General features: G+C 72.5%; 14 protein-coding genes and 1 tRNA gene. 4 read left to right on the plus strand and 11 right to left on the minus strand.

Annotation, left to right across the window (positions count from 1 at the left end; all coding sequences use genetic code 11):
* Window positions 1-124 precede the first annotated feature (124 nt).
* Window positions 125-198, plus strand: a tRNA-Ala gene (locus CLT72_RS26415).
* Window positions 199-369: 171 nt separating this feature from the next.
* On the opposite strand, the gene CLT72_RS26420 is transcribed toward CLT72_RS26415, so the two are convergent.
* The 3 genes from CLT72_RS26420 to CLT72_RS26430 form a co-directional block, all read right to left on the minus strand.
* Window positions 370-876, minus strand: a complete 507-nt coding sequence (locus CLT72_RS26420) for an O-acetyl-ADP-ribose deacetylase (RefSeq protein WP_101414060.1) — start codon at window positions 874-876, stop codon at window positions 370-372.
* Window positions 877-888: 12 nt separating this feature from the next.
* On the minus strand, window positions 889-2,250 hold the full coding sequence (locus tag CLT72_RS26425; RefSeq protein WP_158242074.1) for a glycosyltransferase family 2 protein: 1,362 nt from the start codon (window positions 2,248-2,250) through the stop codon (window positions 889-891).
* Window positions 2,251-2,395: 145 nt separating this feature from the next.
* Complete coding sequence (locus CLT72_RS26430; protein ID WP_101414062.1) at window positions 2,396-2,950, minus strand: M23 family metallopeptidase; 555 nt, start codon at window positions 2,948-2,950, stop codon at window positions 2,396-2,398.
* Window positions 2,951-3,211: 261 nt separating this feature from the next.
* On the opposite strand from CLT72_RS26430, the gene CLT72_RS26435 reads away from it, so the two are divergent.
* On the plus strand, window positions 3,212-3,901 hold the full coding sequence (locus tag CLT72_RS26435; RefSeq protein WP_144082333.1) for a hypothetical protein: 690 nt from the start codon (window positions 3,212-3,214) through the stop codon (window positions 3,899-3,901).
* Between the two features lie 187 nt (window positions 3,902-4,088).
* Here CLT72_RS26435 and CLT72_RS26440 read toward each other — a convergent pair whose 3' ends face one another.
* Together CLT72_RS26440 and CLT72_RS26445 are read right to left on the minus strand one after the other, a co-directional pair.
* On the minus strand, window positions 4,089-5,141 hold the full coding sequence (locus CLT72_RS26440) for a hypothetical protein (protein ID WP_199184652.1): 1,053 nt from the start codon (window positions 5,139-5,141) through the stop codon (window positions 4,089-4,091).
* 228 nt (window positions 5,142-5,369) lie between these two features.
* Window positions 5,370-6,026: a 4'-phosphopantetheinyl transferase family protein gene (locus CLT72_RS26445; protein WP_101414065.1), complete on the minus strand. Its 657-nt coding sequence runs from the start codon at window positions 6,024-6,026 to the stop codon at window positions 5,370-5,372.
* A gap of 258 nt (window positions 6,027-6,284) precedes the next feature.
* On the opposite strand from CLT72_RS26445, the gene CLT72_RS26450 reads away from it, so the two are divergent.
* On the plus strand, window positions 6,285-6,554 hold the full coding sequence (locus CLT72_RS26450; RefSeq protein ID WP_101414066.1) for a hypothetical protein: 270 nt from the start codon (window positions 6,285-6,287) through the stop codon (window positions 6,552-6,554).
* 44 nt (window positions 6,555-6,598) lie between these two features.
* On the opposite strand, the gene CLT72_RS26455 is transcribed toward CLT72_RS26450, so the two are convergent.
* Window positions 6,599-7,252 carry an HNH endonuclease family protein gene (locus tag CLT72_RS26455; RefSeq protein ID WP_101414067.1) on the minus strand — a complete coding sequence of 218 codons (654 nt, stop codon included), beginning with the start codon at window positions 7,250-7,252 and terminating at the stop codon, window positions 6,599-6,601.
* A 455-nt stretch (window positions 7,253-7,707) separates the two neighbouring features.
* Window positions 7,708-9,441 (minus strand): dolichyl-phosphate-mannose--protein mannosyltransferase, encoded by a 1,734-nt coding sequence (locus tag CLT72_RS26460; RefSeq protein ID WP_101414068.1) that lies wholly within the window; start codon window positions 9,439-9,441, stop codon window positions 7,708-7,710.
* Between the two features lie 66 nt (window positions 9,442-9,507).
* On the opposite strand from CLT72_RS26460, the gene rsmI reads away from it, so the two are divergent.
* The gene (gene rsmI / locus CLT72_RS26465; protein ID WP_101414069.1) at window positions 9,508-10,374 is read left to right on the plus strand and encodes a 16S rRNA (cytidine(1402)-2'-O)-methyltransferase; all 867 of its coding nucleotides are present in this window, start codon (window positions 9,508-9,510) and stop codon (window positions 10,372-10,374) included.
* Between the two features lie 63 nt (window positions 10,375-10,437).
* On the opposite strand, the gene CLT72_RS26470 is transcribed toward rsmI, so the two are convergent.
* The 4 genes from CLT72_RS26470 to CLT72_RS26485 form a co-directional block, all read right to left on the minus strand.
* A complete protein-coding gene (locus tag CLT72_RS26470) occupies window positions 10,438-10,686 on the minus strand; it encodes a hypothetical protein (protein WP_101414070.1) in 249 nt (82 codons plus the stop codon).
* Window positions 10,687-10,906: 220 nt separating this feature from the next.
* Entirely contained in the window at window positions 10,907-11,311 is a 405-nt protein-coding gene (locus CLT72_RS31695) for a hypothetical protein (RefSeq protein WP_144082334.1), read from the minus strand.
* 97 nt (window positions 11,312-11,408) lie between these two features.
* The gene (locus CLT72_RS31700) at window positions 11,409-12,107 is read right to left on the minus strand and encodes a hypothetical protein (protein WP_144082335.1); all 699 of its coding nucleotides are present in this window, start codon (window positions 12,105-12,107) and stop codon (window positions 11,409-11,411) included.
* Window positions 12,108-12,270: 163 nt separating this feature from the next.
* A complete protein-coding gene (locus tag CLT72_RS26485) occupies window positions 12,271-14,787 on the minus strand; it encodes a helix-turn-helix transcriptional regulator (RefSeq protein WP_144082336.1) in 2,517 nt (838 codons plus the stop codon).
* Window positions 14,788-15,382 lie beyond the last annotated feature (595 nt).

Consider the following 15,382-nt stretch of genomic DNA (forward strand, 5'->3'; position numbering starts at 1 on the left):
CCGTTTCGTGCCAAGATCTCGGTGCTCGGGGGGTGGATTCGCGGCGGGGGCGGTGAACCTGTTAACCTTGGCGCCGGCCCGCCCGGTGAAAGCCGGGTGGGACCGATGCCGGTCCGCCGGCGGAGGGGTTGTGGCGCAGTCCGGTAGCGCACCTCGTTCGCATCGAGGGGGTCAGGGGTTCGAATCCCCTCAACTCCACCCAGTTCAGGCCGTTTCCGTTGTCGGAAACGGCCTTTCTCGGTCTTGTGCAGCCCTGGAACACTGCGGTCGCCCTTCGTGGGGCCTGGTCACCTGCCTCGACGATGAGCGGCATGGCGGAGCTGACCCCCCCCGCGTGGTCAGACGGTTGGAGGGTGGGCGGGGCCCGGCTCAGTCGGCCGACGCGGCTGCTGCCAGGAGCCGGTACGTGGCCTCGTCGAAGGCGACCAGGCGGACGTGTCCGACGGCGGTGGGTGTCGTCCTGATGGTCGTGACCGCGATCGTCGCCGCCTGGTCGGACGGGTAGCCGTAGACGCCGGTGCCGATGGCGGGGAAGGCGACGCTGCGGGCGCCGAGCTCGTCGGCGACCTGGAGACTGCGCCGGTAGCACGACGCCAGGACGTCCGCCTCGCCGTGGCCGCCGCCCTCCCACACCGGACCGACCGTGTGGATGACGTGGCGTACGGGCGGGTCGAGGTCGAACGCGGGGGTGGCGACGGCCTCGCCCGGGTCGCACGGCGCGAGGGCGGCGCCCGCCTGCGCCAGCCGCGGTCCCGCCGCCCGGTGGATGGCCCCGTCGACGCCACCGCCGCCGAGCAGCGACTCGTTCGCCGCGTTGACGATGGCGTCGACGTCCTCACGGGTGATGTCGCCACGTACCACTTCGATCAGAGGCATGCCTCGATGATGTCATCGCCGGTGCGGGCGGGCGCCCCGCGCGGCCGGAGTCAGGGACCGCAGGGTCAGCACGTCACCGAGCCCGTCGACGTGGGACAGGTCGGTGGCGAACGCGTCGCCCAGGGCGCGGCGCAGGTAGCCCAGCACCGCCGGCCCGGGGGTGAGCGGCGCGGAGCCGGTGTCGCCGGTGGAGACCAGGTGCACCTCGCGGGCGAGCCGACCGGAGGTGTTGACGAACCGGCAGAGGTCGTCCCAGCGCAGGTACCGCCAGAAGTCGACGCTGACCACCGCGTCGAGGCTGCCCGCCGGGATGGGCGGGTCCATGCCGATCAGGTGGTGGTTCGTGGGACCGGGCGGGGCGGCGTAGTCGAAGGTCAGCGCCCCGGGCGGCAGGTCGACCTGCGCGCTGCCGGTGCCCACCCACAGCACGCGGGGGCCGGGCAGCCGGTCGGCGAGCCGGTCGAACGCCGGGCCGATGCGGCACGTCGAGCGCCGTGCGCAGTCGGTGGCCGCCCAGCGGTAGTAGACGATGCGCTCCAGCGAGTCGTACACGTCCAGCAGGCCGTAGAACTCCCACTCGATGACGTGGTATTGCCCGGTCAGGAGGCTCCGGTTGGCCGCGAAGTCGGCGAAGTTGCGGTCGGTGTTGCGGTGGTGCGGGAGGTGGAACGCACGTGCCTCGTCGTCGTACGCGAAGTTCGACCCGGTGACGCCGAGGTGCCGGTGCACCCGGTAGAACAGCTCGATGTCCTCCAGGCCCCAGCGCAGCCCGGAGCGTTCGTCGAACCCGCCGGTGCGGTCGAACAGGTCGCGGGCGAGCGAGATGTTGTGGGTGTAGGCCAGCGCCCAGCCGGCCCGGAGCCAGTCCTGCCCCGGCGGCTCGCCGTGCGGGAAGCGCAGGTCCCCGGAGCGGTCCGCGCGGCGGCGGGGGACGCCGGTCAGCTCCCGCCCGTCGAGGACGGCCTCGACGTGTTCCAGGCTCAGCTCGTCGCGCCGGCCCATCAGCACGGCGGGCCGGCCGGCGACCGCGTGGTGGGCCAGGTGGCGCTCCAGCAACTGCGGGGAGGCGTACGAGTCGGCGTCGAGGAACAGCAGCAGCGGCGCCCGGGTGTGCCGGACGGCCTCGTTGCGGGCGGCGGAGCGGCCCCTCCGCCGGGGGAACTCGATCAGGTGGAGGTCGAGGCCGGTGGCCGCCCCGACGGCGTCGGCGTACCCGGCGGGGGAGCCGCCGTCGCGGGCCACGACCACCTCGAAGCGCTCAGGGCGGACGGTCTGCCGGGTCAGCGACCGCAGCGTCAGCGCCAGGCACTGCGCGTCCTGGTAGGTGGGTATGACCACGCTCAACTCGACCGCGTCGACCGTCCGTGCCGCCATCCGACTTCCCTCCGTAGCTGCCTGTGGACCGGGTGCCGGCAGCCGCCGGCACCCCGTCCGCGACGCGTCCCGGCCGCCGGCCGACCGATGCCGGGGCGGCGCCGGGAGCGCTTCCATCAGTAGCTGGGATTATCGGTCACGGGCCTCAGGCGTAGTAGTTCACGCTGACCGGCCAGGTGCCGGTGTACGGCGTCCAGCCTTGGAGGGTGGCGGGGATGCCCACCCGGGTGTTGCAGTTGATGACCTGGAAGTGCAGGTGCGGACCGCTGGACGCGCCGGTGCTGCCCGACCAGCCGATGACGCGGCCCTGCGGCACCCAGGTGCCGGCGTTGTAGATCGCCCGGTTCAGGTGCGCGTAGTGGGTGCACTGGCCGTTCGAGTGCCGGATGATCACCTCGATGCCGTTCTGCCAGTACGGCGACCAGTTCGACATGATGATGGTGCCCCCCTGCGAGGCGGAGACCTCGTAGTTGGCCGGCAGCCCGAAGTCCCAGGCGTACTCGTTGTAGGGGCCGACGTGCGAGTAGGTGCCCTCCGGCCCCTGGGTGACCCGGTAGGACTCGCCCGCCGGGTACGGCAGCTCGTAGTAGTAGTTCGCGGCGGCGGCGGGGGTCGCGCCGGCGACCGTGGCCCCGGCAACCACCAGCAGGGCAGTCACGGCCCCGCCGATCCGGCGCAGGACCGTCTTCATGGTGTTCATGGGGATCGCTTCCTGGTATGTCGGCAGAGATCGGCATCGCCGTGGTCGACGACGCCCCGGGAGCTAAGCAGCGCACCAGATGGGGATCAATCGATCCGTGGACGTCTGGGGTGGGATCAATGGGTCGACAGGGGTCGGCGCGACACCGGGTGACGACCGCGAGGCGTGGCGTCGAGGGAACCCCGTACCGGAACCCGGCAGCCGCGACCGCGACCGTCCCGGGCGCCGGCGGGCGTGCGACCGGTCACTACGCTGCCGCCCGTGGAGCGGATGGGGAGCGTGTTCTTGATGGGCGGCTGCGTGGCCGTCGCCCTCCTCATCGGTGTGGGCATCGTCGCGCTGATCGTGACGACCCACCGGCAGGAGCGGGAGCGGCGGGAACGCTGGCGACAGTGGGCCGCCCGGTACGGCTGGACCTTCGTCGAGCGGCCCCAGCTCACCTGGACGGACCGCGTACCGGGGCGCAGCCGCCGGGGCGTGCGGTTCGCGCTGACCGGGACGTTGCAGGGCCGACCCGTCTGCGTGGCCGAGTACGCGTATACCGAGACGCACACCTCGACCGGCGCCGACGGCAACCAGACGACCAGCTCGCAGACCCACACGTACGTCGTCAGCTCCGTGTGGCTGCGACGGGAGTTCCCCACGTTGGCGGTCGCGCCGCGGAACGCCTTCTCGAAGCTGGGCCGCGCGTTGTTCGGCAGCGACACCTACGCCACCGGGCACGAGGAGTTCGACCGGCAGTGGCGGGTGGCAGCGGCGGCGCCGGGGCAGCAGACGCTGGTCGGGCCGACCCTGATCGCCGCGCACCTCGCCGGGGCGGTGCCGAGCTGGAGCGTACGGGCGGCGGAGCTGATCACCTACCGGGGCGGCCGGTTGGACGACCCCGCCCTGCTGCCGTCGCTGGTGACGCCGTTGATCACGGTCGCGGACCTGCTGGAGCAGGGCCGCTGACCGGGCACCGGCCGCGATCCGCGGGTCGGTGGACGTGACGGTGGCCGGCGGACCCGACCAGGCGGGGGGGAGACGGCCGCCCGACCAGCGGGACGGCCGGCGGACGCAACGAGCAGGGACGGGCGACGGACGGAAGACGCGCGGGAGGCCGGCCCCGGGGGACCGGCCTCCCGTCACGAGGCGCGGGTCACGGCCGCCAGGAGCCGGCGGTCTTGAACCTGTGCCGGTACTCGAGCGTGCCGTTCTTGTCGGCCACGTTGAACACCACCGTGCCCGCCCGCTTGCTGCCCTCGGGCAGGTTGTTGCCGGAACCCAGCAGGTCGCCGCAGCCGGAGAGCGCGCTCGCCAGGCCGTTGGCCGTGGTGCCGTTGGCGGCCACCCACTCGAAGTAGAACGGGTTGATGGAACTCCTGCCCTTGGTCACCGTCGCGTCGACGTGGGCGATCAGGTACATGCCCTTGTCCGGGGCCGGCGCGTACGAGCGGCAGCCCTTGGTCTCCGTGGTGAACCGGGTGACGGTGATCTCGAGGGTGCCCTCGTCGTCGGCGACCACCAGGGTGGCGCCGGGCCTCAGGTTGAAGTCCTCGCCGCTCCTCGCCGACGGGGCGGGGCCGTCCGGCTGAAGCGTGATTCTCGGGGCGGCCCTCTCCAGGTCGTTCGCGGCCTTGTTGGCGCCGGCGACGAGCGCGACGATGCCGCCGACGCAGCAGAGCAGGGCCAGCACGGCCACCACGGCCACCACGATCAGGACGGTGTTGTTCTTCTTCGGCGGCGCCACCGGGTGCGGCGCTCCGAGCGGGTAACCGGGTGCGCCGGCCGGGTAGCCGGGCCCACCGGGTGGCGGGTAGCCGGGTGCGCCGGGCGGCGGGTAACCGGGGCCACCGGCCGGGTATCCGGGCGTGCCGGACACCGGCGGGTACGGCGTACCGGAGGTCGGCTGGTGCGGAGCGGCCCACGGCTCGCCCGGTGCGCCGGAGACCGGCGGCTGCGGCATGCCGGAGACCGGCTGGTGCGGTGCGCCGGAGACCGGCGGCGGCGCCCACGGCTCACCGGGCGTGCCCGACACCGGGGGCTGGGGCGCCCCGGAGACGGGTGGCTGCGGGGCGCCCCACGGGTCGCCGGCCGGCTGCTGCGGCGGCACGGGCGGGAGCGGGGCCCACGGATCGCCCGTGGTCTGCGGTGCGCCGGAGGTCGGCGGCTGGGGCGGGTGGCCGCCCTGTTCGGCGGGGAACTGCGGCATCGGGGCCGGCGGGTACGGCTGCGGCTGCTGCTCCGGGTTCGGTTGGTTCGGATCCTGAGGCCCGTAAGGGGGCGGGGGGTGACTCACCGTACTCCTAGGCACACCTGACGACGACGGCAAACGCGGCTGACGCTACCGTGCGCGGACAACGGACCATCTTCGCGTCTCCGCCGGCGCCGCGCCGTCCCCTGTTCGGTTGCGTCCGCCCCGGCCCGTGCCGTGTGCGGCTCAGCGGGGCAGCAGCACGGCGGCGGTGCGCACCAGGGCCTCGTCGACGCTGAAGCGGCCCGTGACCAGCGCGGGCGGGTCGGGCACGGGGGCGGCGTCGCGTCGCGCCGGCGCGATGCGGGCCGTGAACGTGCCGGCGTCCGGGTCGAGCTCCACCAGGGCGTCGTGGAAGTCCAGCCACGTGCCGACGAGCGGGTGCCACACCTTGTAGACCGTCTCCTTGACGCTGAACACCACCGCCGGCCAGGAGGTCCCCGCCGGCAGGCGGGCGCACCGGCCCTCCTCCTCGGGCAGGCAGACCAGCCGGCGTACGCCCGCGTTGAGCTCGCGGTGCCCCTCGGCGTCGATGCCGACCGACCGGATCTCGTCGGCGCGGGCCGCGACCGCCGCGCAGTAGCCGGCGGTGTGGGTGATGGCGCCGACCACGCCGGCCGGCCAGACCGGTGACCGGTCGGCGGCCGACGGCACCGCGACCGGGGGCACGCCGAGGGCGGCCATCGCCCGCCGGGCGCAGACCCGCCCGGCGGTGAAGTCGCGGCGGCGGCTCTGCACCGCGCGATCGCTGAGGCAGGCCCGCTCGGCCGGCAGCAGTTCGTCCGTCCAGTCCGACGGCCCGGCCACGGCCACCGCCACGGCCGGCGGCAGCAGGTCACGCATCGCCGCCTCCCGACGGGTACGCCCGCCCGACGGCGGGCCCGGCGGGCGGCGGCCGGTGCGGCAGGTGTCGACCGCACCGGCGGGCGGGCGCCCGGTCCACGGTCGGCGTCGCGAGGGCCATGACTGGTGAACGTACCGCACCGCGTAACGCCGGAGCGTCCTGCGGCGCTGACTAGGCGTCGCCGGGGGACGATCGCCATCCACCGTCGACGGCGGCCACCCGGAGCGGACCGTCAGGCGAACCGGAGAGGGAGTGCGATGACCGGTGGTGCGGAGTCCTCGGCGTCCGGATCGGACGAGCACGCCCCACTGGCACCCGGCTGGACCTGCGGCACCTGCGGCGCCGACTGGCCGTGCGTGGTCAAGCGGTCCCGGCTGCTGGAGGAGTACCGGACGGACCGGGCCATGCTCAGCGTCTACCTGGGATCCTGCCTCGCGGCCGCCGCCCAGGACCTGCCGGCGGCGCCCGGAGCGTCCCTTCAGGACCGCTTCATCGGCTGGCTGCCCCGTACCCCCCGGCTCTTCTGATTAGCGCCCGGGGCGGCCGGTCGGTCGCCCCGGGCCCTCGGCGGTCAGTACGCGTGCGTCACCGTGAGCGTGATGTTCGTGCAGGAACTCGCCCGGCTGGTCAGCGCACTCTTCTCGGCGCTGTCCACGCTTAGCCGCCACCGGGTCTTCACCGCGACCCACTCGCCGACGTAGCGGCACTTCTCGTTGGTCGGCAGCCAGGTCGCCGGGTCCTGGTCGCCCTTGGCCTGGTTGACGTTGTCGGTCACCGCGACCAGGGAACGGACGTCGCCGAGGTCGTTGGCGAACGCCTGCCGCCGCGACGTGGTCCAGTTCCGGGCGCCCGAGTCCCACGCCTCGGCCAGCGGGACCATGTGGTCGATGTCGAGGTCGGACGGGTTGGTCCAGTAGGCGCCGTCGTAGTAGGAGCGCCAGCGCCCGCCGGTCAGTTGGCAGCCGGAGCCGACGGTGGGGCGGGTGGTGGCCTCGGCGATCAGTACCTCGTACCGGGTGTTGCAGCCGTCGGAGTCCGCGTCGGTCCAGTGTGGGAAGAGACTCCGGGAGTAGCCGGTGCGGCTCTCGGCGGCCACCGGCAGGTCGGCGACGAGGGTGCGCAACGGCACCGAGACGGTGGCCGCGTGGGCGGGGGCGGACAGTCCGAGGGTGGCGGCGGTGACGGTGGCCAGCAGGCCGCCTGCCCAGCGGAGGGTACGGGTCATCGCGAACTCCGTCCGATCGATCGGGGTTGGCCCACAGTGCAACCGGCCGGGGTGCCGGCGGACGGGACCCGAGATGGCCGGAGAACCAAATCTGTCGATACGTTACGGGAACTCGTGCCTGATGGGAATTCCGTCGCCGGCAAAATGTGGCAGATGCCGGACCTGCGGCCGGCGTCGATCCGTACCGTTTGCGCAGGATGACGGACCGTAAGGTGTCGGATGTAAACCATCCGTGCGTGTCACGTCGGTCGGAAATCTGACCGAAGTCGACCCGTTGTGCCAGTGGTACGGGGTGGTTAAGCTCTTGATGCGCGCCCCAATCGCCCGCTTCCCCCGTGGCAGGCGATCGGGGCGCGCTTCTACGTCGAACGGGCCCGCACGCCACCGCGTGCGGGCCCGTTCTCCGTGCACCCGCCGCGCCGCTCGCCGCGGACGACGGGTGCCGTGCCGTGCCGTCAGATCCAGCGGCCGTCCAGCCACATCCGCGCGGACCACTCCGCGTACGGCAGCAGCTTCCCGACGAAGATCGGATAGAAGTACGCGAAGCAGAGCGCGACCAGCAGGACGTACGCCCCGACGATCACCCCGCCGACGAGCCTGCGTTCCCGCGCCTCGTCGGACTCGCCACCCGGGGCAGGGGAGCCCGGCCGCGCGTCCGTGGCCGGGGAGCCGGTCCGCGCGGTGGCGGCGCCCGGTGGGCCGGCCGGCGTGACGATCGCGCCGAGCACGTAGGTCACCGCCAGCACCAGGAACGGCAGCGCCGGTGCGGTGTAGAAGGAGAACATCGTCCTGCCGTCGAGCGCGAACCAGAACCAGGGCAGCAGGCCGGCCGCCACGACGAGCAGGATCGCCCCCGCCCGCCAGTCCCGCCGGGCCAGGCCCAGCCAGGCCAGCGCCGCCAGGGCCGGCAGGAACGACCACCAGAGCAGGGGAGTGCCGAGCAGCAGGACCTCCGCGGCACAGCTCGCCGCCCCGCAGGACCCGTCGCCGGACCAGTAGAAGGCGACCGGCCGACCCAGCAGCAGCCACTGCCACGGCCACGACTGGTATTTGTGCGGGTCGTCGAGGCCGGCATGGAAGCCGTACGCGGCCTTGTGGTACTCGATCAGGTTGTTGAGCGCGCCGAACACCGGGGCGTCGCTCAGCGGGGCGTTCGGGTAGCGCTCGGCCAGCCGGTAGTAGCCCTCGTCGCCGAGCAGCCAGCCGGACCAGGTGGCGACGTAGGTGAGCACGAGCAGCACCCCGGCCAGCACCAGCCACGGCACCTCGTCGAGGAGCGTGTCCCGCCACGGCCGGCGTACGCCCGCGGAGCGGCGTACGCCCACCTCCCACAGGATCACCAGCAGCGCGAAGACGGGCAGGAAGTAGAGCGCGCTCCACTTCACCGCGCAGGCGCAGCCGAACAGGACGCCGGCGGCGAGCCGCCACCACGGCCAGTTCCGCCAGCCGCCCGCCGGACGCCCGGCCCGCCCAGGCCGGCCCGGGTCCAGGCCGGCCTCCAGCGCCCGCGCCCACCGGCGGCGCCGCGCGTCGCGGTCGAGCACCAGGGCGCCGAAGGTGGCCAGCACGAAGAAGAGCAGGAAGATGTCGAGCAGCGCGGTGCGCGACAGCACCAGGTGGAAGCCGTCCAGGGCGAGCAGCAGGCCGGCGGCGCAGCCGAGCACGGTGGAGCGGAACATGCGCCGGCCGACGCGCACCAGCAGCAGCACCGACAGGGTGCCGACGACCGCCGCCGAGACCCGCCAGCCGAACTCCGGCGCGGTCGTCATCAGCTGCCCCGGCACCGAGATGCCGTGCTCGGCGTCCGAGTAGCCGAAGGCCCACTCGCCGAGCCCGATCAGCCACTTGCCCAGCGGCGGATGGACCACGTACGACGGGCCGCCGTCCTTGAAGTTCCACTCGACGCCCTTGTCGACCAGCCCCCAGGCGTCCCGGGCGTAGTAGGTCTCGTCGAAGATCTTGCCCGGCGGGTGGCTCAGCCCGACGAAGCGCAGGATCGCCGCGATCGCGACGACCACGCCCGTGGCGAGCCAGGAGCGCCCGTCCAGCCCGGCCTCGACCGTGGCCAGCCGCCGCCGGACCACGCCGGGAACCCCGCCGGTCGCGCCCGGCGGTCCCTGGGGCGGGCCCCCGTCCGTGGGATCCGGCCCCGCCTGGTCCGCGCTCTGTGCTGTCGACGCACTCGTCACCCGGCGATCGTAGGCTGCGAAGGTGCCCGGTGGCGCCCGTCGTCTCCGATACCGGCAACGTCGTCGATGAAGGAGTCGCATCTCGTGGGTGAAATGTCCGCAACCGGGCGCCTGGTCCTGCTCGGCGCGCCGCTCGGCAACCCCGCCGACGCCTCCGCCCGGTTCCGCGAGGTGCTCGCCGCCGCCGACGTGGTGGCCGCCGAGGACACCCGCCGGCTCACCCGGCTGGCCCGGGACCTCGACGTCACCGTCGGCGGCCGGATCGTCTCCTACTTCGAGGGCAACGAGGAACGGCGTACCCCCGAGCTGGTCGACGTGCTCTCCGCCGGCTACGTCGTGGCCCTGGTGACCGACGGCGGCATGCCGAGCGTCTCCGACCCGGGCTACCGGCTGGTCACCGCCGCCCTGGACGCCGGCGTGCCGGTCACCGCCGCGCCGGGCCCGAGCGCGGTCACCACCGCCCTGGCCCTCTCCGGCCTGCCCTGCGACCGGTTCTGCTTCGAGGGCTTCCTGCCGCGCACCGGCGGCGCCCGCCGGTCGCGCCTGCGTGCCCTCGCCGCCGAGGAGCGGACGCTGGTCTTCTTCGAGGCGCCGCACCGGATCGCCGCCGCGCTGGCCGACCTGGCCGCCGCGTTCGGCGCCGACCGGCCGGCCGCGCTCTGCCGCGAGCTGACCAAGACGTACGAGGAGATCGTCCGCCGCCCACTCGGCGAGCTGGCGGACTGGGCGACCGAGGGGGAGCCGCGCGGCGAGATCACCCTCGTCGTGGCCGGCGCGCCCGAGTCGGCCCCCGAGCGGCCCGACGACGACACGCTGCGGGCCGCCGTCGCCGCCCGCGAGGCCGCCGGCCTGTCCCGCCGCGACGCGATCACCGAGGTCGCCACGGAGTACGCGCTGCGCCGCCGCGACGTCTACACCGTCGTGCACGCCTGACAGGCGGGTGCCGACACGGCCGTCGGCGCCCGGCGAGGGCGCCGGCCGACGTGGCGAACGTACTCAGAGAGTGAGGACCGTGTACGACACCGTGCCGTCCGCGTCCTGGCGATTGATGAAGAGGTCGTACTTGTCGCTGCGGTAGCCGCGGTTGTCGGGCTTCGAGCGGGCCTGCGTGCGCTGCGTGAACCCCTTCGCCTTCACCAACGCGCCGGCCTCGTCGGCCACCTTGTCCAGCGGCGTCTGCGGGGTCAGGACCACGTTCCAACCCTTGCCCGGGATCACATCCGCCGAGACGATGGTGCCCGCCACGAGGGGGACCTCGTCGACGGGGTAGCTCGCCGGCAGCTCAACACCGCGGCCGTTGGCCCCAGTGGTGTCGCCACTGCTCGCGGGAGCGGTGTCCCCGCTGCTCGTGGAGGCAGCCGGTGCCTTCCCGGCACCGTCACCGGCGCCAGCGAAGTCACACCCGGTCAGGAGGAGGACCAGCGCGATGGCCCCCGCACAAGCCGTCCGCCGCCGCGCCCCACGCTCAGACATCGCAGACCTCCACGTGGCCGTCGGCGTACTCGATCTCGACCACGGAATGGGACGGCAACGTCACCGAGCTTGCAGCCAACTCCACCGACGTGCACTCGGTGGACAGGAACTGCTGGAAATTGTCGTTGATCTTCACGCGGAGTTTCGAGCCGTCCACGCCGTAGGTCGTGCCCTCGCCCAATGCGGTCTTGAGCGCGAAGCCGAGTTTGTCGAGGTCGGATGTGATCTCCGAGCTCGCCCCCGAACCTGTTGAGCCGGACGGTGCCGACTCCGACGTCGAGGACGTGCTTCCGGCGCGGGCGTCAGCGGGCGGTGCGTCTTCACCGCAGGCTGTCAGGAGCAGCGTGGCGACGGCTGCCAGGCCGCAGCCGGCCAGCCGTCGTGGCGAGGTTCTCATGTCGTGCCTTCCAGTTCGAGTGATGTCGAGGTAAGGGGTCGATCGGGGCTCGGGTGCCGGCGGTGGTGGTGAACGCCGTGCAGACCGGCTGCCGGTTTCAGCCGAGGCGCGTGAGGACGATCTTCACGGCGGACGGCTCATCCGCCGGGACCGCGACGAAGCCGTCGGCATCGCACTTCGTGGTCAGCGTCTGCGACCACGGGGTTCCGCTGACGGGCAAGGCGTTGGTCGGAAGCTGCTGGCCGTCCATGGAGATCTCGTTGTCGGCCGCGAGTCGTCCCCCCGCGCCGGTCTTCAGAACGAGTTGGCCCGACTTCGCCGTCCAGGTGCCGGACTCGGTGCCGTCGAAGCCCAGGACCCAACGCATGTCGCCACCGGGGCTGCTTCCGGTCGAGATGGTGCGGCTGTCGTCCGCGGTCAGCGTGTAGGTCCGGTCGGCCTTCAGCTCGAAGGTCACCTTTCCGGAGTCCTTGACCCTGACCGACGAGAGATCCTTCTTCAGGAGCGTGGTGATGCCGGCGGTCCACGCGTCACGGTCCAGGACGAACGTCCCGACCAGGCAGCCCTGGAGCCGCCGTTCCGGATCGGTTGCGTTCTCCCAACCCGGTTGACGGGCGTCGTCGACGGCAGCGGCGGAGGCGGATGGCGCCTGAGTAGCGGGGGAGGCGGACGCCCGAGTAGCGGGGGAGCCAGCCGTCGGCGTCCCTGCTGACTCTGCGTCGTCGCATGCGGCCAATGCCAGGATGAGGCCGAAGGCTGCGGAGGTGCGGAGAATACGGGCGGCGGTGAGGCGCATGCTGTGTCACTTCCCTGTCGGCCACGGATCGAGGCGCGAGAACCGGGTGGGCGACCGGGAGGACGGTGCGCGACCTGCGGCTGTCGGCCGTGGTCATGAAAGCGCAGAATGGTCCGCCGTGCGATGAGTAGCTTCTACCTAGTGACGCGGGAGCGGGACGCGGTCACTGCGCGGAGTTCTCGCCGAGCATCTCTTCGGCGAGGCCGTCCCGTCCTGCTATGCCGAGCTTGCGATAGATGCGGGCGAGATGGTTCTCGACGGTCCGTACCGAAAGACCCAGCTCTGCCCCGATCTCACGGCTGCGTTCCCGCCGGGCGGCCCGGCGGGCGATGTCGAGCTCGCGGGGTGACAAGGCATCACCATCGCGCGCGGGCGGCCAGACCGTACCGCAGCGGGTGGTGAGCACGACCGCTCGCGATCTCCACTTCTGCGCTGTGGCCAGGTCGCCGGCTCGGCTGTGTATCCGGGCTACCAGGTGCGCCGCGTGGGCGGCCCGCCCGATGAAGCCCATCCCGTCCAACTCGTCGACGCTGAGAGCGAGCCCGGCCGCGGCACCCCCGAGAACTGCTTCGACCCGGCGGGCGAGCACAGCCGCAAGTGGCGACAGTCCCCTCTGGTCGATGACGGCACGAGCGCGTCCGTCCGATGGTTCGAGCATGAACGCCTCGTCCAGAGCCATCAACGCGAGGTGCAGGTGGGCATGCGCGAGCGCGGTGCGACCAGCCTCCGACAGCAGGTCGGCGGCCTCGTCACGTCGGTGGGACCGAAGCGCCCGCTCAGCTCGGGTGCGTGCCACGTGCAGTGCGACCTTGACGTCAGCCGTGTGCAGATCGGTGATGTCCTCGATCAGGTCCTCGGCCGCTCCGAGTCGGCCCCGGCGGGCGTTGACGGCTGCCATCAGCGCGACAGCAGCGGACTGGAGGCCGGTGAAGTCCCGCCAGGCGAGGTGCCGGGTCGCGCGTCTGGCCAACGCCTCTGCCTGGGTCAGGTCCCCGCGGTGCAGGGCGAGTTCTGCCGCGGCGAATTCCCACATGCCCAACGACGGGTCGGCTTCCCGTGCCGCCCGGTCACGATGACGCGACGCCAGGCGCTCCGCCTCCGCGACCCGGCCGTCGAACGCGACACTCAGATACTCCGACAACGTCAGGAGATCACGGGTGGAGCTGGGCACCTCCTCGATCTCGGACACCAGGGCCCGACCGGTGTCCACGTACGCGAGCACCTCCGACGCCGGCCTGCCGAGACTCGCCAGCATGGCACCGATCACGGCCTCGTTGAGGCGGACGCGGGGATCGTCCGACGTCGGGGAGACCTCGACATCGGAGGACTGCTCACCCGCCATGAGGCGCCACTTGACGAGATCGGTCTCGAGAACCCGCCCCACGACGGGGTTACTGATCGTGGAGAGGACCGCCGTGACCTGACGAACAGCGCGCTGCGGGTCGCCACCGCGCACGGCCAGGGCGAGCCCCCACTCCTGCCCGATGCGTACCCGCAGGGAGTCGCTCACCGCGGCGAGATCGATTTCGCGCAGGAACTCCTCCGCCGTGGCTATCTCACCCTCCGCCGCGGCGACCGCGCCCCGCAACAGGCGCTCGCGCGGAGACGACGTGTCCAGGGCGTCCAGGAACTCCTTGACCTCCTGGCTCCTGGCGGCAGCCAACGCGACGTCGGCCGCGTCCAAAAGGAGATGGTCACTGATCCGACGCCCCGCCCGCACCGCCATCAGCATCGACGTATTGGTCCATGCCGGCCAGTCACCCAGGGCATCGGCCAACTGGCCCAGTCGCTCGGCACGCTCCGCCGTCGACCACCGCGACCGCAGCGCCAAGCCCACCAGCGATCTGGTCTGGCGGATCGACGTGCCATCCACCGCGGCCAGGCCCGCCTCCACCAGGTCGGCGACCACCGGACCGGCGAACAGACCGACAGGGAGTTCGGGTGCCAGGGCGAGGCGCTCCAACGCGGAGTACGCCTCCGGACTCACGCTGCGGGTCGCCTCCTCGGCACGTCGACGCAGCACTGGTGTCGCCACGAGGTCGCCCAACTCGGTGCCGGCGGGACCGCGGCCCAGGACGCCTGCGGCAGCCACCTGTTCGACGACCGTCGACAGATGCCCCTCGGCGAGGGACACCAACATCGCCGCCGACCGTGCGGCGAGCTCGTCGCCGACCAGTTCCGCTGCCACCCGCAGAACATCGTCGGAGCCCAGCGGAGCAAGATCGATCCGTCCCCATCGCCCGTGGGTCACCTCATCGAGCACGGACTTCGGCAGGTCATCGGGACAGGTCACCGCGACCGCCACCAGAGACCCCGCCCTCGCCAGTTGTCCGAGCAGCACCGCCGATGCACGATCCAGAGCGTCAGCGTCATCGACCAGCACGATCGTCCCCCGGGCCCGAACCCGAACGGGAAGGTTCGTGTAGATCGCCAAGGGCGCGGCACCGGCGATCCCATGGTCGGCGATGACCTCGGCAAAGGCGACCAGGGGCAGCTCAGCGACCGCGTCGGCCCCGCGCACCAGCACCACCGACCGCCCGCTGTCGGTCATCTCGCCACGGAGCTGCTCGAGCACAGCGGTGCGCCCGGACCCTGCTTCGCCCGTCAGGAGCACCGAACGTCCCGACGACAGCTCCGAACGCATCACCGTGACGGCGTCGATCTGCGCTTGGAGGTCCACCACGCGGAGCCTAGTGCTCCACCACCACTTCGCCTGTCTGCGCTGGTGGTGGGATCGGCGCAGGGTGACGCGGTGGCTGTCGACATGCCCGCGCCGCGCCCGACGCCGAAGCGACGTTGAGTACCACGGCCTGTGTGATGAACCGTGACTTACCGTGCCGTTCGCCGGCGCGGCTGGCGGTGTGGTTCTCCTGGTCTCGATACCTCACAGGTATCTTTATGCCGCTCAGGTATCAGTGTTTCGGCGGCAAAGGTCCGTCAGGGCCTCACGCGCCTGCCACGTCTTCTCAGCCAGAACGCCGTCGGGGCTACGCTCAGACCCCACCACTTCACGTCTCAGCGGCGGCCGGCCCGCGAGACCAGGTACCAGACCAGACCGCCGATGAGCGCGGCGGACGTGACGAGACAGCACAGCGTGGCGATGTGCCACGGCTTGATCGCACCCATGCCGGCACCGTGCCGGCGCCGCCGGCTGCCGGCTGCCCCGAGCAGCCCACGCTGCTGAACGCGTTCAGCCGTTTCGGTGCGCCACCTGTGCGCCGGGGCGCGTGGAACAACGCCCGCTCCCGCCTCGCGCTGGCTCGACCGCTGGGACG

The organism is Micromonospora sp. CNZ309, assembly GCF_002846525.1.